The sequence below is a fragment of the Methylobacterium oryzae genome, from assembly GCF_036441375.1.
Taxonomy (GTDB): Bacteria; Pseudomonadota; Alphaproteobacteria; order Rhizobiales; family Beijerinckiaceae; genus Methylobacterium; species Methylobacterium oryzae_A.
On the sequence record NZ_MLCA01000001.1, the window covers coordinates 1,420,780 to 1,443,253 of the forward strand.

The 22,474-nt window shown below is 71.2% G+C and carries 24 protein-coding genes and 1 tRNA gene; 15 read left to right on the forward strand and 10 right to left on the reverse strand.

Annotated elements, in window-relative coordinates:
* Positions 1-2: 2 nt before the first annotated feature.
* Together MOTC310_RS06755 and rsmI are read right to left on the reverse strand one after the other, a co-directional pair.
* Positions 3-392 (reverse strand): YraN family protein, encoded by a 390-nt coding sequence (locus tag MOTC310_RS06755; RefSeq protein ID WP_331301234.1) that lies wholly within the window; start codon positions 390-392, stop codon positions 3-5.
* Positions 389-1,360: a 16S rRNA (cytidine(1402)-2'-O)-methyltransferase gene (gene rsmI / locus MOTC310_RS06760; RefSeq protein ID WP_331301235.1), complete on the reverse strand. Its 972-nt coding sequence runs from the start codon at positions 1,358-1,360 to the stop codon at positions 389-391. Before rsmI ends, MOTC310_RS06755 begins: the two co-directional genes overlap by 4 nt.
* A 134-nt stretch (positions 1,361-1,494) precedes the next feature.
* On the opposite strand from rsmI, the gene MOTC310_RS06765 reads away from it, so the two are divergent.
* On the forward strand, positions 1,495-2,754 hold the full coding sequence (locus MOTC310_RS06765; RefSeq protein ID WP_331301236.1) for a penicillin-binding protein activator: 1,260 nt from the start codon (positions 1,495-1,497) through the stop codon (positions 2,752-2,754).
* Here MOTC310_RS06765 and hemW read toward each other — a convergent pair whose 3' ends face one another.
* The 3 genes from hemW to rph are packed head-to-tail and all read right to left on the reverse strand — an operon-like array spanning position 2,755 to position 5,308.
* Positions 2,755-3,942, reverse strand: a complete 1,188-nt coding sequence (gene hemW / locus MOTC310_RS06770) for a radical SAM family heme chaperone HemW (protein ID WP_331301237.1) — start codon at positions 3,940-3,942, stop codon at positions 2,755-2,757.
* Between the two features lie 26 nt (positions 3,943-3,968).
* On the reverse strand, positions 3,969-4,598 hold the full coding sequence (gene rdgB / locus MOTC310_RS06775; protein WP_331301238.1) for an RdgB/HAM1 family non-canonical purine NTP pyrophosphatase: 630 nt from the start codon (positions 4,596-4,598) through the stop codon (positions 3,969-3,971).
* Positions 4,595-5,308, reverse strand: coding sequence for a ribonuclease PH (rph, locus tag MOTC310_RS06780; protein WP_331301239.1), 714 nt, complete (start codon positions 5,306-5,308; stop codon positions 4,595-4,597). Before rph ends, rdgB begins: the two co-directional genes overlap by 4 nt.
* 167 nt (positions 5,309-5,475) lie before the next feature.
* On the opposite strand from rph, the gene hrcA reads away from it, so the two are divergent.
* The gene (hrcA, locus tag MOTC310_RS06785; RefSeq protein ID WP_331301472.1) at positions 5,476-6,531 is read left to right on the forward strand and encodes a heat-inducible transcriptional repressor HrcA; all 1,056 of its coding nucleotides are present in this window, start codon (positions 5,476-5,478) and stop codon (positions 6,529-6,531) included.
* A gap of 67 nt (positions 6,532-6,598) precedes the next feature.
* Here hrcA and MOTC310_RS06790 read toward each other — a convergent pair whose 3' ends face one another.
* Positions 6,599-7,183 (reverse strand): DUF1236 domain-containing protein, encoded by a 585-nt coding sequence (locus tag MOTC310_RS06790; RefSeq protein WP_331301240.1) that lies wholly within the window; start codon positions 7,181-7,183, stop codon positions 6,599-6,601.
* Between the two features lie 254 nt (positions 7,184-7,437).
* Between MOTC310_RS06790 and MOTC310_RS06795 the strand changes: the two genes are divergently transcribed.
* The 3 genes from MOTC310_RS06795 (at position 7,438) to MOTC310_RS06805 (ending at position 10,407) form a co-directional block, all read left to right on the forward strand.
* A complete protein-coding gene (locus MOTC310_RS06795; protein WP_331290719.1) occupies positions 7,438-8,802 on the forward strand; it encodes an MFS family transporter in 1,365 nt (454 codons plus the stop codon).
* Between the two features lie 86 nt (positions 8,803-8,888).
* Entirely contained in the window at positions 8,889-10,070 is a 1,182-nt protein-coding gene (locus tag MOTC310_RS06800; RefSeq protein ID WP_331301241.1) for an alpha/beta hydrolase, read from the forward strand.
* 55 nt (positions 10,071-10,125) lie between these two features.
* A complete protein-coding gene (locus tag MOTC310_RS06805; RefSeq protein ID WP_020091862.1) occupies positions 10,126-10,407 on the forward strand; it encodes a DUF2312 domain-containing protein in 282 nt (93 codons plus the stop codon).
* Positions 10,408-10,459: 52 nt separating this feature from the next.
* Here the strand turns inward: MOTC310_RS06805 and MOTC310_RS06810 are convergent, their stop codons facing one another.
* The gene (locus MOTC310_RS06810; RefSeq protein ID WP_331301242.1) at positions 10,460-11,437 is read right to left on the reverse strand and encodes a phosphoribosylaminoimidazolesuccinocarboxamide synthase; all 978 of its coding nucleotides are present in this window, start codon (positions 11,435-11,437) and stop codon (positions 10,460-10,462) included.
* Positions 11,438-11,661: 224 nt separating this feature from the next.
* On the opposite strand from MOTC310_RS06810, the gene MOTC310_RS06815 reads away from it, so the two are divergent.
* Complete coding sequence (locus MOTC310_RS06815) at positions 11,662-12,414, forward strand: Crp/Fnr family transcriptional regulator (protein ID WP_331301243.1); 753 nt, start codon at positions 11,662-11,664, stop codon at positions 12,412-12,414.
* A 132-nt stretch (positions 12,415-12,546) separates the two neighbouring features.
* Here the strand turns inward: MOTC310_RS06815 and MOTC310_RS06820 are convergent.
* From MOTC310_RS06820 to MOTC310_RS06830, 3 genes are all read right to left on the reverse strand, one after another.
* Positions 12,547-12,622, reverse strand: a tRNA-Phe gene (locus MOTC310_RS06820).
* A 105-nt stretch (positions 12,623-12,727) separates the two neighbouring features.
* The gene (locus tag MOTC310_RS06825) at positions 12,728-12,913 is read right to left on the reverse strand and encodes a DNA gyrase inhibitor YacG (protein ID WP_331290725.1); all 186 of its coding nucleotides are present in this window, start codon (positions 12,911-12,913) and stop codon (positions 12,728-12,730) included.
* Positions 12,910-13,563 carry a Maf-like protein gene (locus tag MOTC310_RS06830; RefSeq protein WP_331301244.1) on the reverse strand — a complete coding sequence of 218 codons (654 nt, stop codon included), beginning with the start codon at positions 13,561-13,563 and terminating at the stop codon, positions 12,910-12,912. Before MOTC310_RS06830 ends, MOTC310_RS06825 begins: the two co-directional genes overlap by 4 nt.
* Positions 13,564-13,937: 374 nt before the next feature.
* Between MOTC310_RS06830 and MOTC310_RS06835 the strand changes: the two genes are divergently transcribed.
* The 9 genes from MOTC310_RS06835 to MOTC310_RS06875 all read left to right on the forward strand — a co-directional run bounded on the left by MOTC310_RS06835 (position 13,938) and on the right by MOTC310_RS06875 (position 22,406).
* On the forward strand, positions 13,938-14,147 hold the full coding sequence (locus MOTC310_RS06835; protein ID WP_331290727.1) for a hypothetical protein: 210 nt from the start codon (positions 13,938-13,940) through the stop codon (positions 14,145-14,147).
* A gap of 233 nt (positions 14,148-14,380) precedes the next feature.
* Complete coding sequence (locus tag MOTC310_RS06840) at positions 14,381-14,626, forward strand: hypothetical protein (protein WP_331290728.1); 246 nt, start codon at positions 14,381-14,383, stop codon at positions 14,624-14,626.
* Between the two features lie 233 nt (positions 14,627-14,859).
* Positions 14,860-16,068, forward strand: coding sequence for a polyhydroxyalkanoate depolymerase (locus MOTC310_RS06845; protein ID WP_331301245.1), 1,209 nt, complete (start codon positions 14,860-14,862; stop codon positions 16,066-16,068).
* Between the two features lie 130 nt (positions 16,069-16,198).
* Positions 16,199-18,862, forward strand: coding sequence for a TIGR02302 family protein (locus MOTC310_RS06850; RefSeq protein WP_331301246.1), 2,664 nt, complete (start codon positions 16,199-16,201; stop codon positions 18,860-18,862).
* Positions 18,863-18,928: 66 nt separating this feature from the next.
* Positions 18,929-19,114: a twin transmembrane helix small protein gene (locus MOTC310_RS06855; RefSeq protein ID WP_331290730.1), complete on the forward strand. Its 186-nt coding sequence runs from the start codon at positions 18,929-18,931 to the stop codon at positions 19,112-19,114.
* 138 nt (positions 19,115-19,252) lie between these two features.
* Entirely contained in the window at positions 19,253-19,882 is a 630-nt protein-coding gene (locus MOTC310_RS06860; protein WP_331301247.1) for an acyloxyacyl hydrolase, read from the forward strand.
* Between the two features lie 13 nt (positions 19,883-19,895).
* On the forward strand, positions 19,896-20,468 hold the full coding sequence (locus MOTC310_RS06865) for a cob(I)yrinic acid a,c-diamide adenosyltransferase (protein WP_331301248.1): 573 nt from the start codon (positions 19,896-19,898) through the stop codon (positions 20,466-20,468).
* A gap of 168 nt (positions 20,469-20,636) precedes the next feature.
* Positions 20,637-21,386, forward strand: coding sequence for an electron transfer flavoprotein subunit beta/FixA family protein (locus MOTC310_RS06870; protein ID WP_331301473.1), 750 nt, complete (start codon positions 20,637-20,639; stop codon positions 21,384-21,386).
* A 66-nt stretch (positions 21,387-21,452) separates the two neighbouring features.
* A complete protein-coding gene (locus tag MOTC310_RS06875) occupies positions 21,453-22,406 on the forward strand; it encodes an electron transfer flavoprotein subunit alpha/FixB family protein (RefSeq protein WP_331301249.1) in 954 nt (317 codons plus the stop codon).
* Positions 22,407-22,474 lie beyond the last annotated feature (68 nt).

The window sequence follows — 22,474 nt, forward strand, 5'->3', positions numbered from 1 at the left end:
CGTCAGAGCCCCTCGATCGTGAAGGCCTGCTCGACGTGGGCGGGCCAGCCGCGGGATCCGACGAACACGGCGTCGGCCCGGAAGGTCGACCCGGCGCACCAGGTATTGCGTCCGATCCAGGCGCGGACCGCGCGGGAGAACCGTCGCCTCTTGGCGGCATCGATCGCCTCACGCGCGTCGTCGCGCCTGGCCCGTGCCTTCACCTCGACGAAGACGACGGTGTTCCAGCGCTGAACGACGAGATCGATCTCGCCGCCGGCGATGCTGACGCGTCGGCCGATCGGCCTGTAGCCCTTGAGCATCAGCGCGGCGAGCGCCAGCCACTCGGCGCGGTGGCCGAGCCGATAGGCGGCCCGGCGCCGGTCGCCCCGATCCGGCTGAGACCCGCTCATCCCTGATCCCGCGCCAGCGCCAGCGCCCGCGCGTAGACGAGGCGCCGCGGCTGCCCGGTCTCGTCGGAGACGAGGCTGGCGGCATCCTTGATCGAGTGCCGCTCCAGCGCCGCCAGGATCAGCGCGTCGAGGGCGCCATCCGAATCCGCCGTCCGCTCCGGCGTCGTCGCCGCACCGATGATCACCACGATCTCGCCCTTCGGCGGTCCCTCCTGGGCGAAGCGCTCGCTCAGGCTGCCCAGGGTATCGCGCCGGATGGTTTCGTAGAGCTTGGTGAGTTCGCGGGTCACGGCGGCCGGGCGCGTCGGACCCAGCACCGCGGCGGCGTCCGCGAGCATGTCGGGCAGGCGGTGCGGCGACTCGAACAGGACCAGGGTGCCGGGGACCTGGACCAGCGCCTCCAGGCGGTTGCGCCGCGCCCCGGCCTTCTGCGGCAGGAAGCCCTCGAAGAAGAAGCGGTCGGTCGGCAGTCCGGCCGCGACCAGCGCCGTCATCACCGCCGAGGGCCCCGGCACCGGGGTGATGGCGATCCCGGCCTCGATGGCGGCCTGGACCAGCTTGTAGCCGGGATCCGAGACGAGCGGCGTCCCGGCATCAGAGACCAGCGCCAGCGCCTCGCCGGCGCGCAGCCGCGCCACCATCCGCTCGCGCACCGCGTCGTTCGAGTGCTCGTGATAGGCGAGGAGTGGCGTCGTGATCCCGTAATGCGCCAGCAGGTTGCGGGTGACGCGGGTGTCTTCGGCCAGGACCGCATCGGCGGCTGCCAGGGTGGCGAGGGCCCGGATGGTGATGTCGCGCAGGTTTCCGATCGGGGTGGCGACGATGTGCAGGCCCGGCGAGAGCGGCTCGGCCTCGCTCGCCAGGCCGAAGGCCGTGAAGGTCGTTCGCCTCGGCCGGTCGGGAGCGAGCTTCTGCGACGGAGCTCGGGTCGGGGCGTCGGGCCCCGGGGCATCGAATCGGCGGGTCATCACCGGCGATCTTGCCACACCGGCCGCCTCCCGTCCCGGCGCGGCGGCGTGATCGTGGGCAACTCCGCGCCGCCGCGTTTACATTTCGGATTCCGCCGGTCAGGCTGCGGAGCCTGCCCGAAGGAGTCCGCGCCATGGCGCGCCCGAAAAGCGCGCGGGACCGTCTCGTGCGTGTCACCGCCCCGATCGCCGCGCTGTGCGCCGCCCTGCTATCCCTCGGCGGTTGCATCGGCGGCGACTTCGCCCGGCGCGCCGCAGGGCCGCAGGCCGATCTGACACCGCCGGCAGCCGTGCCGGGCGCGTCGGCGCCCGCGGCACCGGCGATGCCGGCCGCGGGCGGCGGCGAGCGCATCGGCGCGGGATCGGTGAAGGTCGCCCTGGTGCTGCCGCTCTCCGGCCAGGGATCGACCGTGGGTGCCGCCCTGCGGAACGCGGCGCAGCTCGCCTACGACGAGGCCCAGCAGCCGGACCTGACGCTTCTGGTGGAGGATGACCGGGGCAGCCCCGACGGCGCCCGGGACGCGACGCAGGAGGCGCTGCGCCAGGGCGCCGAGATCGTTCTCGGCCCGCTCTTCGCCGGCAGCGTCCAGGCTGCCGCGGCCGTCGCGAGGACCGCCGGCAAGCCGGTGATCGGCTTCTCCACGGACGCGACCGTGGCCAACCAGGGCGTCTACCTGCTGAGCTTCCTGCCGCAACCGGAGGTGGACCGCGTGGTCGAGGACGCGGTCGCCGGCGGCAAGCGGTCCTTCGCGGCGCTGATCCCCGAGACGGCCTACGGCAACGCAGTCGAGGCGGAGTTCCGGGAGGCCGTCGCCCGCAAGGGCGCGCGGGTTGCCGCCGTCGAGCGCTATCCGGCGGGCGCGCCGGGCCCGGCGGTGGAACGGCTGGCGCGGGTGATCGCCGGCCCCGGCGCCACCGCCGACGCGCTGTTCCTCCCCGAGACCGCCGACGCGATGCCGGCCGTGGCGGCGGCGCTGACGAAGGCGGGTTTCTCGCCCGCCCGGGTGCGCCCCCTCGGCACAGCCCTCTGGAACGAGCCGGCGCTCTACGCGCTGCCCGCCCTCCAGGGCGGCCGCTTCGCCGCGCCGGACCGCGTCGGCTTCTCGAATTTCAGCGGACGCTACCAAGCCCGGTTCGGCTCCGTGCCCCCCCGCGTCGCCTCGCTCGCCTACGACGCGGTGCTGCTCACCGCGGCCCTGTCCCGGCGGTACGGCTCGCAGCGCTTCGCGGCGGCCACCCTGACCAACGGCTCGGGCTTCGCCGGCGTCGACGGGACGTTCCGGTTCCGGCCGGACGGGCAGAGCGAGCGGTCACTCGCGGTCTACGAGATTCGCAACAACGCCGCGACGCCGGTCAGCCCGGCCCCCCGGGTCCTCGCCAAACCCGCGATCTGATCAGGCGGCGAGTTCCGCGACCACGGCGTTCAGGACCGGCGCTCCCCGCGCCGTGGCGGCGATGCGGCCGCCGGGCAGGCGCTCCAGCAGGCCGTCCCCGATCAGCATGCCGATCCGGTTGCCGTTCAGCGGCCGCCCCTTGAGGGCGGCGTAGCGATCGGGATCGATCCCCTCGCGGAGGCGCAGGCCCATCACCAGGAACTCGTCGGCCTGATCGGCGGCCGAGAGGGTCTCGGTCTCGACGATCCCGTGCCCCTCGGCCTCGACGCGGGCGAGCCACGCCTCGGGCGACCGCTCCGTCACGGTCCCGATCCGGCCCCCGGGCGTCACGAGCCGCCCGTGGGCGCCCGGACCGATGCCGGCATACTCGCCGTAGCGCCAGTAGAGCAGGTTGTGCCGCGATTCCGCGCCGGGCCGGGCATGGTTCGAGATCTCGTAGGCGGGAAGACCGGCTTTCGCGCAGAGTTCCTGGGTGACGTCGTAGAGGGCGCGGCCGACCTCGTCGTCCGGCGTCACCAGCTTGCCGGCGGCGGCGAGCCCGTGGAACGGCGTCCCGGGCTCGATGGTGAGTTGGTAGAGCGAGAGGTGCTCGGCGGCCCGCGCGAGCGCGTCGCTAAGCTCCGCCCGCCACAGGTCCGGCGTCTGTCCGGGCCGCGCGTAGATCAGGTCGAAGGAGGTCCGCGCGAAGGCCGACTGCGCCAGGGCGATCGCGCCGAGCGCCTGCGCGGTGTCGTGCAGGCGCCCGAGGGTCCGCAGCGAGGCGTCGTCGAGGGCCTGGATCCCGAGCGACACCCGGTTGACCCCGGCGGCGCGGTAGCCCTGGAAGCGGCCAGCCTCCACGCTCGACGGGTTGGCCTCGAGGGTCACTTCCGCGTCCGGCGCGACCGCCCAATGCTCCGCCACCGCGTCGAGCAGGCCGGCCACGGTCGCGGGCTGCATCAGCGAGGGCGTGCCGCCGCCGAGGAAGATGCTGGTGACCGTCCGGCCCGGCGTGCGGGCGGCGGTGTGGGCGATCTCGGCGCGGAAGGCCGCCAGGAAGCGCGGCTCGTCCACGCCCGCGTGGCGGACGTGGCTGTTGAAGTCGCAGTACGGGCACTTCGCGGCGCAGAAGGGCCAGTGCAGGTAGATCCCGAAGCCCGCGTCGCGGGTCGGATGGTCCGGGCCGGTCGATGACATGATGGCGGGCATGTGAGCGCCCGCGCGCCGTTTGGCAATCAGGCTTCGGGCGCGAGGCAGGCGCGGCTCAGCTCGACGAAGGCGCGGGCCCGGTGCGACAGGCCCCGCCCCTTCTGCCAGTCGACGCCGTGCTTCTCCTCGGCGCTCATCTCGCCGAAGGTGCGGGCGTGGCCGGCCGGCCGGAAGATCGGGTCGTAGCCGAAGCCCGCGGAGCCCTTCGCGGCGACGAGCTCGCCGAAGACCCGTCCCTCGAACAGCTCGGTGTGCCCGTCCGGCCAAGCCAGAACCAGGGCGGACACGAAGTGCGCCCGGCGCTCGGCGGCCCCGCGACGGTCAAGTTCGGCGAAGATCCGCGCCATCGCGCCGGTGAAGTCCTTGTTCGGGCCGGCCCAGCGGGCCGAGAAGATGCCCGGCGCCCCGTCGAGGGCGTCGACGCACAGGCCGGAATCGTCCGCGAAGGCCGGCAGCCCGGTGGCGTCGGCCGCGGCCCGCGCCTTGATCGCCGCGTTCTCGGCGAACATCGTGCCGGTCTCCTCGGGCTCGGGCAGGCCGAGCTCGCCCGCCGACACCGCCTCGATCCCGAACGGCGCGAGCAGGTCGCGCATCTCGGCGAGCTTGCCGGCATTGTGCGTGGCGATCACCACCTTCCCGGTCAGACGGCGGCTCACGCGATGGCCTCCTTCTGCAGGGCGACCAGCCGCTCGGTGCCGGCGCGGGCCAGGCCAAGCAGCTCGATGAGCTGCTCCTGGGTGAAGGGCTCCATCTCGGCGGTGCCCTGCACCTCGACGATCCCGCCGCGGCCGGTGAGCACGAAGTTCGCGTCGGTCTCTGCTGCCGAATCCTCGGCGTAGTCGAGATCGAGGACCGGCGTGCCCTTGTAGAGCCCGCACGAGATCGCGGCGACGTGGTCGCGCAGCGGATCGACGGAGATGATCGAGCGGGTCCGCATCCAGGCGAAGCAGTCGTGCAGCGCCACCCAGGCGCCGGTGATGGCGGCGGTTCGCGTGCCGCCGTCGGCCTGGATCACGTCGCAGTCGATCGTGACCTGCCGCTCGCCCATGGCTGGCAGGTTGGTGACCGCACGGAGCGACCGGCCGATCAGCCGCTGGATCTCCTGTGTCCGACCAGACGGCTTCCCGGAACCGACCTCGCGGCGGGTGCGTTCGTGCGTCGCACGCGGGAGCATGGCGTACTCGGCCGTGACCCAGCCCTTGCCGGAACCGCGCAGCCACGGGGGCGCACGCTCCTCGAGCGAGGCGGTGCAGAGCACCCGGGTGTTGCCGAAGCTGACAAGGCACGAGCCCTCGGCGTAGCGCGAGACCGCACGCTCCAGGGTCACGGGCCGCAACTCGTCGGCGGCACGCTTGGAAGGCCGCATCGCGGGCCCCTTCTGTCGAGAGTGTCGAGGGCCGGGCTCTTAGGCCGCCGCGCCACCGCGGGCAAGCATCGCCGTACGGATTGATCCGCGCGGGACGGTTGGACATGATCGGACCACAGGATGACCCCGTGACACACCCCAGTCCCAATCTCTCGAACGGCCAAACCATGCAGGCGCTCGCCGCCCTCAACGAGCGTGCCCGGGAGATCTTCCGGCAAATCGTCGAGAGCTACCTGACGACCGGCGAGCCGGTCGGATCACGGAATCTGGCGCGCATCCTCCCGATGGCGCTGTCGCCGGCCTCGATCCGCAACGTCATGGCGGATCTGGAGCATTCCGGCCTGATCTTCGCGCCGCACACGTCGGCCGGACGCCTGCCCACGGAGCTCGGCCTGCGCTTCTTCGTCGACGCGATGCTCGAGCTCGGCGATGTCAGCCAGGACGAGCAGGCGCGCATCGAGGCGCAGATGCGCGCCGCCGCCTCGGGACACACGTTCGACTCGGCCCTGGCCGAGGCCTCGACCATGCTGTCCGGCGTCTCTCGGGGCGCGGGGGTCGTCCTGACAACGAAGGCGAACGTCAACCTGAAGCATATCGAGTTCGTGCGCCTCGACTCGGCCCGCGCCCTCGTCATCCTCGTCTCGGACGACGGCTCCGTCGAGAATCGTCTCGTGGACCTGCCGCCGGGCCTTCCGGCGGGCGCGCTCCAGGAGGCGACGAACTTCCTGAACGCGCGCCTGCAGGGCCGCACCCTGGGCACGCTGCGTTCCGAGATCGAGGCCGGCCGCAAGGCGATGAAGCGAGAGCTCGACGCGATCACCGAGCGTCTCGTGGATGCCGGGCTCGCGACGCCGGTCGGTCCGACGGAGGCGCGCCAGCTGATCGTGCGGGGCCAGGCCAACCTGCTCGACGACCTGCGCGCTGTTGAGGATCTCGAGCGCATCCGCCTGCTCTTCAACGACCTGGAGACTCAGAAGGACGTCATCGACCTGCTGGCCCGGGCCGAGGGCGGCGATGGGGTGCGAATCTTCATCGGTTCGGAGAACAAGCTGTTCTCGCTGTCGGGATCGTCGCTGATCGCGGCACCGTTCCGCGACGGATCGCAGAAGATCGTCGGCGTCGTGGGGGTGATCGGCCCGACCCGGCTCAACTACGCCCGGATCGTGCCGATGGTCGACTACACGGCGCGGGTGGTGTCGAAGCTGCTGGATGGCGGGCGATAGACGCGGGCAGTGGACGACGCCGGGCAGACCACCCGCCCGGCGCGCCGACCTGATGGAGACCGCCCGCTCAGGCGGGGATCACGTCCACGATCTCGTACGTGTCCGGGTCGATGATGACGATGTCGTCCCGAACCAGGATGAAGTTGTAACCCTCGTATTGCGGCACCAGCTCGATGATCGCCGGCGGCAGCCGGTGGAGGCTGACCGAGCGCGGGATGGCGGTCCCGACAGTGAGGCCGAAGGCTACGTCCCGGAGCGGCGAGACGCCAAGGCGGGTGATGGAGCTGCGGAACTCGGTCCGCTGACGGGTGTCGAGGCGGCCGACCGCGCCGCGGACGGAGCCGTGGTCTCGGGCGCCGGCACGGCCACCCCTTTCGCCGGCCGGACCGCGACCGCCGCGCTCGGGGCCGGCCGCATCGCGATTGCCGCGCTCGGGGCCTGCACCCGGCTCGCGCGGATTTCGGTCGCCCCGGTCACCGCGGTCGCCCGCTCCGGGATTCGCCGCCGGCCCGGATCGGTCGGCCGGTCCGTTCCGCTCNCGGGCCGGCGCCCGCGCCGGCAGCGCCACCGGCACCGCCAGCCCCGCCGCCGGGACCGCCCTGGGCGAATGCCGTCGCCGCTCCGGCGACCACGATGGCGGCCGCAACCGCATCTCTCAGAATCCGCTTCATGGCTTCTCCTCCTGTGGTGGGAGCGCCATCGACGCCCACGCCGGCCCGCAACGGGTCTTCGGGGCGAACCGTTCCGTCCCGCGGCGTTGTGAACGCGCGGCCGGTGACACAGGCCCGCGCTGTCCTCGGCTATGTCGGATCACGGTCTTGCGATCAGGCGCGTCACCTGTAACGTCGCGCCGCACGAAGAAGAGACCGGCCCCGGCCGGCATCAAGATTGATCCACGGAGACGCCATGTCCGCCTCGCGAGACGATACGATCGGTATCGCGCCGAGCGCCCTCGATGATGCTGCGGACCGGAAGCGCCGGATCTGGGCGATCGTCGGCTCGTCTTCGGGCAATCTCGTCGAGTGGTACGATTTCTACTGCTACGCGTTCTTCGCGCTCTACTTCGCGCCGGCCTTCTTCCCGAAAGGCGATTCCACCACTCAGCTCCTGCAGACGGCGGGCATCTTCGCCGTCGGCTTCTTCATGCGGCCGATCGGAGGCTGGCTGTTCGGGCGTATCGCCGACCGGGTCGGGCGCCGGACCTCCATGGTCATCTCGGTGCTGATGATGTGCTTCGGCTCGCTGCTGATCGGCATCCTGCCGACCTACGAGCATGTCGGCACGCTGGCGCCGGTGCTACTGCTCCTCGCCCGCATGCTCCAGGGCCTATCGGTCGGCGGCGAGTACGGCACCTCGGCGACCTACATGAGCGAGGTGGCGATCAAGGGGAAGCGCGGTTTCTTCGCCTCGTTCCAGTACGTCACGCTGATCGGCGGCCAGCTCCTGGCCTCGCTGGTCCTGGTGTTTCTGCAGACGGTGATGACCGGCCCGGAACTCACCGCCTGGGGCTGGCGCATCCCGTTCTTCATCGGTGCCGCGCTGGCGGTCGTCGCGCTGTATCTCCGGCGCTCGCTGGCCGAGACGAAGGATAGCAGCGACAAGGAGACGGCCGGCACCTTCGCCGAGCTGTCGAAGCACTGGCGGGCGTTCCTGGTCGTCGTGGCCTACACGGCCGGCGGTTCCCTGAGCTTCTACACCTTCACGACCTACATGCAGAAGTATCTCGTCAACACGGCCGGCATGCCGAAAACGTCGGCATCGCAGACGATGACGGTGGTCCTGTTCGTCTACATGATCATCCAGCCGATCTTCGGCGCGCTCTCCGACAAGATCGGGCGCAAGGCGAACATGCTGCTCTACAGCGGGCTCGGCACGCTCATGGTGGTGCCGCTGATGACGGCGCTCGGCACCAATAAGGACCCGTACCTCGCCTTCGCGCTGATCACCCTCGGACTCGCGGTGGTGTCGTTCTACACGGGCATCAGCGGCATCGTGAAAGCGGAGCTGTTCCCCACCAACGTCCGCGCCCTCGGCGTGGGCCTGTCCTACGCGGTCGCGAACGCCACCTTCGGCGGCACCGCCGAGTTCGTGGCCCTGTGGTTCAAGGACAACGGCATGGAGAGCACGTTCTTCTGGTACGTGACCGTCCTGATGGCGATCGCCTTCGTGGCCTCGCTGATCATGCCGAACCCCAAGGTTCACGGCTATCTCGACGGCGCTGGCACCGTCGAGGAGGCGCTTGGGAAGAAGCCGCGTCTCGCCCACGCCTGATCGGCGGATCGTCCGGCTGGACCGGGCCCGGCTTTCACGCTGATATGCCTCCCGCCGGGCGCGCCAGACGCCCGCGGGAGGACGCCATGCTCAGAAACGCCGCCGCCGGGGCGCTGACCCTGCTCTGCCTCGCGACCGCATCGATGTCCGAGGCGGCCGAGCCGAACCTCGGCGACGCGCCGTTCAGGCCGACGCAGCCCACGGGCTACGTGTTCGTTGGCGGCCGCTACGCCACGGCGGCGGGCAAGACCACGGCCTCGGGGCAGATGTTCGTGGAGTACCGCGCCCCGGAGCGGGTGACGCAGCCCTACCCGATCGTCCTGGTGCACGGGACCGCGCAGACCGGGACCAACTTCCTCGGCACGCCCGACGGGCGACCGGGCTGGGCCGACCGCTTCGCCGCGAAGGGCTTCGCGGTCTACGTCGTCGATCAGGTCGGTCGCGGCCGCTCGGGCGGCGATCCGGACACCTACGGTCCCTATGCCCGCCTGCCCGTCGAGGATCTGGAGACCGTGTTCACCGGGCAGGAGCGCTTCGCGCTCTACCCGCAGGCCAAGCTCCACACGCAGTGGCCGGGCGGCGCCGGTGTCCGCGGCAACGCCGCCTTCGATCAGTTCTACCTCTCGCAGGTCCCCTACATCGCCAGCGCGCTGAAGAGCGAGGAACTGGTCGATCCGGCCTTGATCGCCCTCTTGGAGAAGATCGGTCCCGCGATCCTGCTGACGCATTCGCAGGCCGGCGTCTTCGGCTGGGCTGTCTCGGATCAGCGCCCCGACCTAGTGAAGGCGCATGTGGCCGTCGAACCCAACGGACCGACCTTCTACGACATCCGCTTCAAGGGCGGCGCCGAGTGGTACGAGCGCGTCGGGGAGGCGCGGGCAAGGCCCTACGGCATCACCCGGGTGCCGCTGCATTTCGAGCCGCCGGTGAGCGGCCCGGCCGATCTGTCGGTCGTCCAGGCCGAGACCGCGGCAGCACCCGACAAGATCCGCTGCTGGCTTCAGGCCGAGCCCGCCCGCACACTGCCGAACCTGGCCCGGGTCCCCGCCGTCATCGTGACCGCCGAGGCCTCGTTCCGCGCCAGCATGGACGATTGCACGGCGGCTTTCCTGACCCAGGCGGGCGCGAGACCGGATCGGCTGGCGCTCGCCGAGCACGGCATCCACGGCAACGGTCACATGATGATGCTGGAATCGAACAGCGACGCGGTGGCGGACGCGATCGTCGGCTGGATTCAGGCCCGGGTCCCGGCGCCGCCCCGTCCTTAACCCGCCGCTTACCCTGTCCCGGCGAGGGTGCGCCCGTCATCCGACGAGGGACTGCATGACCGACATGACCGACACCGTGGGCGTCGCTGGCGACCGCATCCGCTCGATCATCGAGCGCGTGGAACGGCTGGAGGAGGAGATCAAGGACCTGATGGAGGCCAAGAAGGAGGTCTTCGCCGAGGCCAAGGGCGAGGGTCTCGACGTCAAGGTGCTCAAGGAGATCCTGAAGATTCGCAAGCAGGACAAGGACGAGCGCGACGAGCAGGAGACGCTGCTCGACGTCTACCTGCGCGCCATGGACGCGCCCTCGCCGGCCCCGATCGCGGCGGCGGCCTGATCCGATCGACCGGGTGCGGCGCAGCGCGCCGCCCCACCCTCTCTGACGCTGCCTAGGCGGCGAGATAGGCGGCGATGTTGCGCCGGATCCGCTCCAGGGGCTCTTCTGCCGGGTCCGGCAGCACGAAGCGCGCGCCCGTGATCGTCTCGTAGGCGCGAATGTAGACCGCGGCGGTTTCCAGAACGACCTCGGCGGGGATCTCCGGGATCGGGTCCTTGTAGGGGTCGCAGCGGGCGACGACCCAGTTGCGCACGAAGTCCTTGTCGAAGCTCTCCGGTGCCGCACCCGCGGCGACGCGCTCGGGGTAGCTCTGCGCGAACCAGTACCGGCTGCTGTCCGGCGTGTGGATCTCGTCGGCGAGGACGATCCGGCCCTCGGGATCCGTGCCGAACTCGTATTTCGTGTCGGCCAGGATAAGGCCGCGCTCGGCAGCGAGAGCCGCGCCGCGCGCGAACAGCGCCAGGGCCGCCTCGGAGACGGTCCGCCACTGCTCGCGCGTCAGCAATCCGCGCTCGAGGATCTCGGTCTCGGTCAGCGGCTCGTCGTGGCCGCCGTCGAACGCCTTGGTGGTCGGCGTGATGATCGCCTCCGGCAGGCGCTCGTTCGCCCGCATCCCGTCGGGGAAGTGGTGGCCGTACATGTCGCGCTCGCCCGCGCGGTAACGCGTCAGAATCGAGGTCGAGGTGGTGCCCGCGAGGTAGCCGCGCACCACCACCTCCACGGGCAGAATCTCCAGGCGGCGGCCGACGACCACGTTGGGATCGGGATAGGCGATGACGTGGTTCGGACAGAGGTCGGCGGTCTGCTCGAACCAGTAGCGGGCGGTCTGGGTGAGGACCTGCCCCTTGAACGGGATCGCCGCGAGCGCCCGGTCGAAGGCGCTGATCCGGTCGGAGGTGATGAGGATGCGGCGGCCGTCGGGAAGGTCGTAATTGTCCCGGACCTTGCCGCGGTAGTGCTGGGGCAGCTCGGGCAGGGTCGCGTCGCGCAGGACCTGGTGCGCGTGCGGGGCGAGATCTGCCGTGTTCATCGGGCTTTCCGTCAGGCTGAACGGCGACCGCGCCGCCGGACTTCTGTGCGCGGCCGAGACGAAGAATTCCAGTCCCGGCCGCCAGGAAGGCGCGGGGCAGCCGCGATCCGACCGCTCCCGCCCTGGTCGAGCCCGACCGGGACCCTACACTTGGACGGGGACCGAAGACGGTGGACGAACCGGCCGCGCGACGCCGAACGCTTCTGCCGGATGGCCGAGGCGCGATGTTCGAGACACCCCACCCGTCGAGCAGGGAACCGTTCCTGCACCGGATCGAGACGGTCGCCCTGTTCCGGCTGACCGACGAGGAGCGCGCCGCGCTCGTCGCGTTGCCCATGCAGGTCACGCAGTTCGAGCCCAACCAGGACATCATCCGGGAGGGCGACCGGCCGTCGCGGAGCTTCGCGGTGCTCAGCGGGATCGCCTGCACCTACAAATCGACCCGTGCGGGCAAGCGTCAGGTGATGGGCTACCACGTCCCCGGGGACGTGCCGGATTTCCAGAGCCTGTTCCTGGAGGTGCTCGACATCAACATCGCCACGGTGAGCGCCTGCCGGCTCGGCTTCGTCCAGCACGAGGCCGTCCGGGCGCTGCTGCGGGCGCATCCGCGCCTCAACGAGGTGTTCTGGCGCGCGACGCTGATCGACGCCGCCATGGTCCGGGAGTGGATGCTCAACACCGGGCGCCGCGAAGCCTATGCCCGGATGGCCCACCTGTTCTGCGAGCTGGTGACACGGCTGGGCGCGGTCGGGCTGGCACCCGACCTGGCCTGTGACCTGCCGATGACGCAGCCGGAACTCGCGGACGCGCTCGGGATCACCTCGGTCCACGTCAACCGCACGATGCGCGAACTCAAAGCCGCCGACCTCATCGCGCTGCGGGGTCGCCGCCTGGTCGTCAATGACTGGGCCGGGCTGCAGGAGGCGGCGGAGTTCGACCCGACCTACCTGCACCTGCGCGATCCGGACACGCGGTGATCCGCGCTCGGCGCGGTCCCCGGCACGCGCGGGCGCGCAACGGTGGCCGAGCCGCGGCCGCTTATCTTACGATGATCGAGAATTTCGGTCGCCGGCCCTGCCCACTCTAACGGCGGAGGCTCAGCGGGAAGATGGTGCCCAGGGGCGGAATCGAACCACCGACACTGCGATTTTCAGTCGCATGCTCTACCAACTGAGCTACCTGGGCGTCGTCCGCGCCGGTGTCGGCCTCGGACGTCGCGGGGTATAGTCAGTGCTTCGCGGCCTGTCCAGCCTTGCCGTGACGTCGACGTGACCGGAATCCGGAAAAAATCTAGCGCTCCGGATCCGGCGGCGGCGGCGGCTCGTCGGAATCGAGCTCCTCGGGGATCGCGTAGCGCTCGTTGAGCCAGCGTCCGAGGTCGACGTCGGCGCAGCGCTGGGAGCAGAACGGCCGGAAGTCCGGCGCGGACGGCTTTCGGCAGATCGGACAGGGCGGCGGACGCCGTTCGCGGCTCATGCGAGGGCGCCCCACCCGTCCCGCACCGGATACCCCTCGCCGTCGAGGAGGCTCAGGGTCTCGTAGAGCGGCAGGCCGACCACGCCGCTGTACGAGCCGACCAGCTTCACCACGAAGGCCCCCGCGAGACCCTGGATCGCGTAGCCGCCGGCTTTGCCGCGCCACTCGCCCGAAGCCACGTAGCCCTGGATGTCGCGGCCCGAGAGGCGCTTGAACCGGACGCGGCTCTCGACGACCCGCTCCCGGCGCCCGCGGGGCGAGAGGACGCAGACCGCCGTGTAGACCCGGTGCTGCCGTCCCGAGAGCAGGCGCAGGCAGTCCGCGGCCTCGTCGGGGATCTCCGCCTTCGGCAGGACCCGCCGCCCGACCGCCACCACCGTGTCGGCCGACAGGAGCCAAGTGGGGGTCGCGGTGTCCTCCAGGTGGAGCGCCGCCTCGGCGGTGGCGAGCTTCGTCCGCGCGAGGCGGCGCGCCAGCTCGCGCGGCGGCTCGGCCTTGCGGGGCGTCTCGTCGATCTCGGCCGGCAGGAGGGCCGCCGGCTCGATCCCGATCTGCTGGAGTAGCGCGAGACGTCGGGGCGACGCGGAGGCGAGCACGAGTCGCGCCGTCCGCCCCTGCGTCGCGCCGATCGCTTCAGGTTTGACGTCCATGGTGTCCCGTTCGCACAATCGACCGGAGCCGCGCGACCGGAGCCGTGCGCGCCCTGCGCGGCGGCACTTCGTCGGCCGGGACAGGCTCGATGTGCCTGCCTGATAAGGGAAGGGGTCCGGCTTGTGAACTCGAGCGGGACCGGCCGGCCGCAAGCCTGCGCGCCGTCTCGAGCGCCCGATCCCGCATCGCCCGGCGCGCCGGCGAGACCGGCCAGGTTCTGAGCCCCGCCGGCACCGCCGATCCGGCGGCAAAACCAGCTTTGATCCCCGCCCCGGCGCGCGCGCAAGAACAGCCCAAGTCCTCGGCGGCAGCCGTAACCGGGCGTTAACCACGATCGACCGAGGATGGCGGCGTCCGAATGGGATCGTCATCGATGCTGAACGCTGATCCGCTCGTGCAGCGCCCGAAGCTCGTCAACGCCGCCCTGCTCGCCCGCGCCCTCGACGGGCTCCGGCCGCAGGTCGCCTCCCCGGTCGAGATGTGGACGCGGCTCACCGAACAGTACGTCGTCGATCTCGACGCCGTCGCGGCGCTCCTGCCCGCCGACGAGCCGGAGACGCACTGGCTGGCCGCCCGCGACTGAGGTTGCCCGGCACTTTGCGGGTGCTCGGCACTTTGCGGGTGCTCGGCCAGCCCGCAGGCGCGACGGGGCCGGCGCCGCGAACGCCCGCGCCGAGCGGGCATGGGCGCGCTCCTGGCATGTGACGTGCTTGAAGTCTTCAGCAACCGGAGGAAGCACCCAGGCAACGACAACGCGGTGGCTCACACGCCGGAGCACCCCGCGGACCTTTCGATCACTCGAAACCGAGGTCCGTCATGTCGGAACTGCTCTCCGTCGCCCTTGTCTGTGCCGGCACGCTGCTGGCTCAGGACTGCTCGCGCGATACCGCCCTCGACGTCATCATCGCGCCGGCGCACACGCCGATCGAGTGCCTGATGCACGCCCAGACGATGGCGGCTCAGGCCGGCCTGCCGGGGGGCAGCGACCGGTATCTCAAGATCGCCTGCGAGCATCGCAGGAGCGAGGCCGAGCCGGGTCCCGTGACCCGCCGCGCCTCGTGAGGCCGCGGGTGCGCCGGGTGAGCCGGCGCTCCCGACCGGGACCGGCGCGGTCTGGTGCAACAAAGTCACGTCACGATGATTCTTGTTCGCGTTCGCGTTTCGGACAGTTGCCGCCTCCCGGAACGGGACCCATCCTGCACGGCCACGCTGATGCAACCGTGCTTCCGGCATCCGCCAACTTTGCCGCCCCGATGGCCCGCATGCCGGGCAGGGCTCCAGCGAGTGCCTGCCCGATGCTGTACGACGCGTTCGACCTGCAGACCGACTTAGCCGCCCAGACCCGGGCGTGGGGCCGGCTGCTGAACGACATCTGGTCGCCCTGGGTCGGGTGGGGCGAGCCGGCGACCTGGATGTCCGCCGGCGCCCGGATGATGATGCGCGCCGGCCTGACCTTCGCGCGGCCGCCCTACGGCATCGAGGCGGTGAATGTCGGGAACCGGAGCGTGACGGTGACCGAGGAGGCGGTCGAGGTCACGCCCTTCGCCACGCTGCTCCACTTCAAGAAGGACATCCACACCGAGCAGCCCAAGGTGCTGATGGTCGCGCCGATGTCGGGCCACTTCGCCACGCTGCTCCGCGCCACCGTGCGCACGATGCTGCCCGACCACGACGTCTACATCACCGATTGGCACAACGCCCGGGACGTGCCGCTGGCCGACGGGAGGTTCGGCTTCGACGACTACGTGAGCCACCTGATCCAGTTCCTGCGGACGATGGGCGAAGGCGCCCACATGGTGGCTGTGTGCCAGCCCGCCGTGCAGGCCCTCGTGGCCGCCGCCGCGATGGCGCAGGCGAAGGATCCCGCCACCCCGCGCAGCATGACCCTGATGGCCGGGCCGGTCGATTGCCGGATCAACCCGACGGGCGTGAACGAGCTCGCGACCTCCAAGCCGATCGAGTGGTTCGAGAAGAACCTGATCGCGACGGTGCCGACGCGCCACAGGGGCGCCGGCCGCAAGGTCTATCCGGGCTTCGTGCAGGTCTCGGCCTTCATGGCGATGAACGCCAAGCGCCACATCCAGGGCCACGCGGACCTGTTCTGGCACATGGCCAACGGCGAGCGCGAGAAGGCCGAAGCGATCGAGACCTTCTACGATGAGTATTTCGCCGTGCTCGACCTCGCGGCCGATTTCTATCTGGAGACGGTCAAGACCGTGTTCCAGGACCACGCCCTGGCCCGGAACGCGGTGTCGTACCGGGGCGAGCCGATCGACCTGCGCGCGATCCGCCGCACGGCGCTGATGACGGTCGAGGGCGAGCGGGACGACATCTGCGCGGTCGGGCAGACCATGGCGGCCCACGACCTGTGCTCGGACCTCGCCCCCTCCATGCGGACCCATCACCTCCAGGCCGGCGTCGGCCATTACGGCGTCTTCGCCGGGCGGCGCTGGGAGACGCAGATCTACCCGCAGGTGCGCAACTTCATCCAGGCGCACAACTGACGCGCGCGGGCGAGCGTCGCGCCGATTTGACCCGCCGACCCGCGCGGCCCACCATGCTAGGCACGTGTGACGGGGTCCGGCGAGCGCGGCTCCGTGGGCCACTCCTTCGGCGTGAGGCGGAACGTTCGGCGTGATCGGCAGGAACGGCACCGAGAGCAAGACTGGCGCGGGTGGAGCGAACGCGGCGTCCACGCGGCTTGACCGGCTCGTGGCGCAGGCGCGCGCGGCCGGCCTGTGGGAGCAGGCGTGGCCCATCCTCTGGCGCGGGATCGGCGTCTTGCTGCTCTTCCTGGTCGTCTCTTGGTCGGGCCTGTGGCTCGACCTCGCGCCGCTCTGGCGCCAGATCGGCCTCGGCGCCCTGGCCGTCCTCCTCGTCGCCGCGCTTCTGCCGCTGATCCACGTGGGCCGGCCGGACCGGCGCCTGGCCCTGGCGCGGCTCGACCGCGAGGCCGCGTCCCGCGATCCGAAGCTGCGCCACGGGCCGGCCTCGGCGGTCGAGGACAGCCTCGCCGTCGGCGCCGCCGATCCGGGGAGCCGGCTGCTCTGGGACCTGCACCAGCGCCGCGCCGCGCAGGCGGTCTCGGCCCTGCGCGTCGGCCTGCCGCGGCCGGGCATGACCCGGCACGATCCCTTCGCCCTGCGCGCCGGTCTGGTAGTCGCCGCGGTCGCGAGCCTGTTCGCGGCCGGCCCCGAGTGGCGCCAGCGGATCGGCGCCGCCTTCGACTGGCAGGAGCCGGCGGCACCCGGCCCGAATTTCCGCGTGGATGGCTGGATCGACCCGCCGCTCTACACGCGGCTCCCGCCGCTGCTGATCGCCATGGACGGGAGCGACCAGCACCTGCGCGCGCCGATCAACGCGCAGCTGATCGTGCGGGTCGCCGGCCAGGGCAAGGCCGCGTCCGAGACGACGCTCACGCCGAACGCGGGACTCGTCCCGGTCCCCGGGCAGGAGGCGCGTCCCGACCTGCGCGAGGAGCGCTATCGCGTCGTCGGCGGCGCCGAGCTGACGATCGTGACCCCGGCGGGCAGGCAGCGCCTGACCGTCGACGCGATCCCCGACCGGCCGCCGGAGGTGACCGCCGTGGGCGGCCCCGAGGTGAACGGGCGCGGCACCTTCAACCTGACCTACCGGGCGAAGGACGATTACGGGATCAGCTCGGCCGAGGCTGTGATCGAGCCGCTGAAATCCGCCCGCGCCCTGGTCCCGGTGCCGCAGATCAACCTGGCGCTGCCCGGCGACGCCAGCGGCGAGACCGACACCAAGACCCTCGTGGATCTGACGGACAGCCCCTGGTCCGGCGCGAAGGTCCGCTACCACATCGTCGTCAAGGACGAGGCCGGCCAGGAGGGGCGCACGCCCGATGCCGAGATCGTCCTGCCGGCCCGGCCGTTCCGCGAGCCGCTGGCGCGGGCCCTCGCCGAGGAGCGCCGCCGCCTCGTCACCGCGCCCGACACGGATCGCCGCTGGGTCCAGGGGGCGCTGGACGCCCTGCTGGTCGCGCCCGACACCTTCACGCCGCAGCCCGCGATCTTCCTCGGCCTGCGGACGGCGACCGAGCGGCTGCGCCGCGCCCGGACGGATTCCGACCTCGTCGCGGTGGCCGACCTCCTGTGGGAGATGGCCCTCAAGATCGAGGACGGCGATCTGTCGGACGCCGAGAAGCAGCTCCGCCAGGCCCAGGACCGGCTGAAGGAGGCGATCGAGCGCAACGCGCCCGACGACGAGATCAAGCGCCTGACGCAGGACCTGAAGCAGGCGCTCGACAAGTTCCTGTCCGAGATGGCGCAGAAGCAGGGCCGCGAGCCCCGCGAGCAGAGCGAGCGCGGCCAGAACAACGGGCAGAGCAAGACCGTCACGCCCGGGGATCTCGACAAGATGATCCAGGACATGGCGGAGGCGATGAAGCGCGGCGACACCGCCGAGGCGCAGCGCCTGATGGAGCAGCTGCGCAACATCCTGGAGAATCTCCAGACCGCCGAGCGCGGCAGCCAGTCGGACCAGGCGTCCCGCGAGATGCAGAAGCAGATGCGCGACCTCGACGCCATGTCCCGCGAGCAGCAGGGCCTGCGCGACGAGACCTTCAAGGACGGCGAGGACCAGCGCGGCGGCCAGCAGCGCCAGCAGAATCGCGGCCAGCCGCAGCACGGGCAGCGCAGCCAGCAGGGCCAGGGGCAGCAGGGCCAGCGCCAGCAGGGTCAGCACGGGCAAGGGCAGCAAGGACAAGGGCAGCAAGGACAAGGGCAGCAGGGGCAAGGGCAGCAGCGGCAAGGGCAGCAGGGCGAGGGCCAGCAGGGCGGCGTCGGCGAGCGTCAGCAGGCTCTTCGGCAGCGGCTGGAAGACCTTCAGAAGCGCATGAAGGAGAACGGCATGCGCGGCGAGCAGGGTCTCTCCGACGCCGAGGAGGCCATGCGCGAGGCCGAGAACGCCCTCAAGGATGGCGATTCGGACGGGGCGGTCGACGCGCAGGGGCGCGCCCTCGACGGACTCAAGCGCGGCGCCGACGGCATGGCCCAGCAGATGCAGGAGATGGCCGAGGGCCAGGGCGAGGGCCAGCAGGAGGGCGGCCAGCAGCCTGGGCAGCAGGGTCAGGCCGGCGCGCGCGACGACGACCCCCTCGGGCGCCCGACCCGCGGCCGCGACATGAGCGACGGGCGGGTTCGCGTTCCCACGGCCGACGAATCCGCGGTCCAGCGCGCCCGGCGCATCATGGAGGAGCTGCGGCGCAAGCTCGGCGACCCGAGCCGCCCCCGCGAGGAACTCGACTATTTCGAGCGCCTGCTCCGCCGCAACTGAGCGACCGCCACCTCACGCCGCGCGGGGCCGGATCACGGCCCCCGCCCCACCCGGATCCCCGACCGCATGTCGTCCAACACCCTCGTCCTGATCGCCTGCCTGGCCGTCGCCGCGGTCCTGCTCCTGGGCCTGGCCAACATGATGCGGGGCGGCAGCGCCAACCTCTCGCAGAAGCTGATGCGCCTGCGCGTGCTCCTGCAGTTCGTGGCGATCGTGATCATCATGGGCGTCGTCTGGTGGCGCTCGGCCTGAGGGCGTCGGACCGGGTGTGACCGCGCCGCCGCACCGGACACCTTTCGATTGGGTAAAGGATGAATTGCCCGCCGCACCCCGTGAGCCTCTGCTACGCTCGGTAGAAGCAAATCGCTGCGCCCGATCGGCCGAGCCCGCATGACTGCCCCTTCTCGCCTCTGTCTGTTCGGCATTCTGACCGGGGCGGCGATCCTGCCGGCCGCGGCCGCGGATCTCGCGCCGCCGCCGCCCGCCGCCTACGCGGCCCCCGTGCAGCCGCTCAGCATCGTGTCCGAGATCCGCATCGGCGGCGCTGTGCAGGATCCCGGCAGCGCCGAGGGCAAGCTCCCCGGCTTCAGCAAGGCGAACGTCAACGGCGAAGTCCTGTTCGCCAAGCCGCGCATCAGCGCCGACCCGTTCTGGCAGGCCTTCGTGCCGCGCCCGACCGTCGGGGGCAGCTACAACACCGGCGGCCGGACCAGCTACGCCTATCTCGGAGCCACCTGGACGCTCGAGGTCTTCCCGGAGACCTTCAACCGCCGCGTCTTCCTCGACGGGTTCTTCGGCGGCGTGGCCCATAACGGCTGGACCGGCCCGAAGGCCGAGACGCCCTACGGCTTCAACACGCTCGGCTGCTCGCCGATGTTCCGCGAGGCGGCCGCCCTCGGCTTCCGCCTGACCGAGCACTGGAGCATCATGGCGACGATCGAGCACATGTCGAATGCCGGGCTCTGCGCCAACAATCGCGGCCTGACCAATTACGGCGGCAAGATCGGCTACACGTTCTGAGGCGCAAAACCCCTTGGTCAAGCTCAACCGCATCTACACGAGGACCGGCGACAAGGGGACGACCGCTCTGGCGGACGGGCAGCGCCGCTCGAAGGCGGACCTGCGGGTCGAGACCTACGGCACCGTCGACGAGACCAATGCCTGCATCGGGATGGCCCGCCTGCACACGCAGGGGGCCCTCGACGGGATGCTGGGGGCGATCCAGAACGACCTGTTCGACCTCGGCGCCGACCTCGCGACGCCGCCGACGCCGGAACCCCTCCCCTACGAGCCGCTGCGGATCGTCGCGAGCCAGGTCGAGCGGCTGGAACGCGACATCGACGCGCTGAACGCGGCGATCCCGCCGCTGAAATCCTTCGTCCTGCCCGGCGGCTCGCCCGCCGCGGCGGCCCTGCACCTCGCCCGGACCGTCTGCCGGCGCGCCGAGCGGCTCGCGGTCAGCCTCGCGGCGCGGGAGGACGAGACGGTCTCGCCGGAGGCGCTGCGCTACCTCAACCGCCTGTCGGATTTCCTGTTCGTGGCGAGCCGCGCGGCGAACGGCGACGGCGCCGACGACGTGCTCTGGGTGCCCGGCGCCAATCGCTGAGCCGGCGGAGCGGGTTTTCGCGGGGCCGCCGCGGCGCCGCGTTGACAAGGCGGAAATGTGGCCGTTACGGTCCGCCGCCTTGCGTGCCCCGGCCACGCTGCGCCTCGCGCGCCCGTGGAAGTGGCCTGCACGACGACAAGAATCCTCCGGGGAAGGATCGTGACCGCCATGAAGGTGCTGGTGCCCGTCAAGCGGGTGGTGGACTACAACGTCAAGATTCGCGTGAAGGCCGACGGCTCCGGCGTCGAGCTCGCCAACGTCAAGATGTCCATGAACCCCTTCGACGAGATCGCCGTCGAGGAGGCGATCCGCCTGAAGGAGAAGGACAAGGTCACCGAGATCGTGGCCGTGTCGATCGGCCCGCAGCAGGCGCAGGAAACGCTGCGCACCGCGCTCGCGATGGGCGCCGACCGCGCGATCCTGGTCAAGACCGACGTCAATTGCGAGCCGCTCGCGGTCGCGAAGCTCCTGAAGGCCGTGGTCGAGAAGGAGAGCCCGGAGCTCGTCATCCTCGGCAAGCAGGCGATCGACGACGACTCCAACCAGACCGGCCAGATGCTCGCGGCTCTTCTCGGCTGGCCGCAGGGCACCTTCGCGTACAAGATCGAGCCGGGCGAGGGCAGCCTCGACGTCACCCGCGAGGTCGACGGCGGCCTGCAGACGGTGAGCCTGAAGCTGCCCGCGATCGTCACGACGGATCTCCGCCTCAACGAGCCGCGCTACGCCTCGCTGCCGAACATCATGAAGGCCAAGAAGAAGCCGCTGGAGGAGCTCGCGCCCGAGGCGCTGGGCGTCGACGTGACGCCGCGGCTCACGGTGCTGAAGACCGCCGAACCGCCGGGCCGCTCGGCCGGCGTGAAGGTCGCCTCCGCGGCCGAGCTCGTCCAGAAGCTCAAGGTCGAAGCCGGCGTCATCTGATCCGCAGGCGGGGCTCCCGATGATGGTCGAGCCCCGCGCCACCACCCTCGAGGGCACCCCCAGACCATGACGACACTCCTCTTCGTCGAGCACGGCAACGGCCAGATCAAGGACGGCACGCTGAAGGCGCTCGCCGCCGCCAAGGAGATCGGCGGCCCGATCCACGCCCTGGTCCTGGGCACGGGCTCGAAGGCCGTCGCCGAGGCCGCCGGCAAGCTTGACGGCGTCGAGAAGGTCCTGAACGCCGAGGACGGCGTCTACGACCACGACCTCGCCGAGCCCGTCTCGGCCCTGATCGCCGCCATCGCCGAACCCTACGACACGATCATCGCCTCGGCCTCGACCACGGGCAAGAACGTGCTGCCGCGCGTGGCCGCCCTGCTCGACGTCGCGCAGGTCTCCGACATCATCAAGGTCGTCGCGCCGGACACGTTCGAGCGGCCGATCTACGCCGGCAACGCGATCCAGACCGTGCAGGCGCCCGCCGGCAAGAAGGTGATCACCGTGCGCACGGCCGCCTTCAAGGCTGCCGAAGAGGGCGGCGCCGCCGCGCCGGTGGAGGCCGTGTCGGCGGTCGCGGCCGCGGCGGGCGGCTCGAGCTTCAAGGGTGAGGAGATCGCCAAGTCCGATCGGCCGGAGCTGGCCTCGGCGCGGATCATCGTGTCGGGTGGCCGCTCGCTCGGCTCGTCGGACAAGTTCCACGAGCTGATCGAGCCGCTGGCCGATTCGCTCGGCGCGGCCGTCGGCGCCTCGCGCGCCGCCGTCGATGCCGGCTACGCGCCGAACGACTGGCAGGTGGGGCAGACCGGCAAGGTCGTGGCGCCGGACCTCTACGTCGCTGTGGGCATCTCGGGCGCGATCCAGCACCTCGCCGGCATGAAGGATTCGAAGGTCATCGTCGCCATCAACAAGGACGAGGACGCGCCGATCTTCCAGGTGGCCGATTACGGGCTCGTCGGTGACCTTTTCCAGATCGTGCCTGAGCTGCAATCCGAGATCGGCAAGGCCAGGGGCCAGTAACGCAACCCGGTCTGGCAACCCGCGAGCATTGTCGCAGAACGCGGCTTCACGGGTTCCTTCCGGATCGA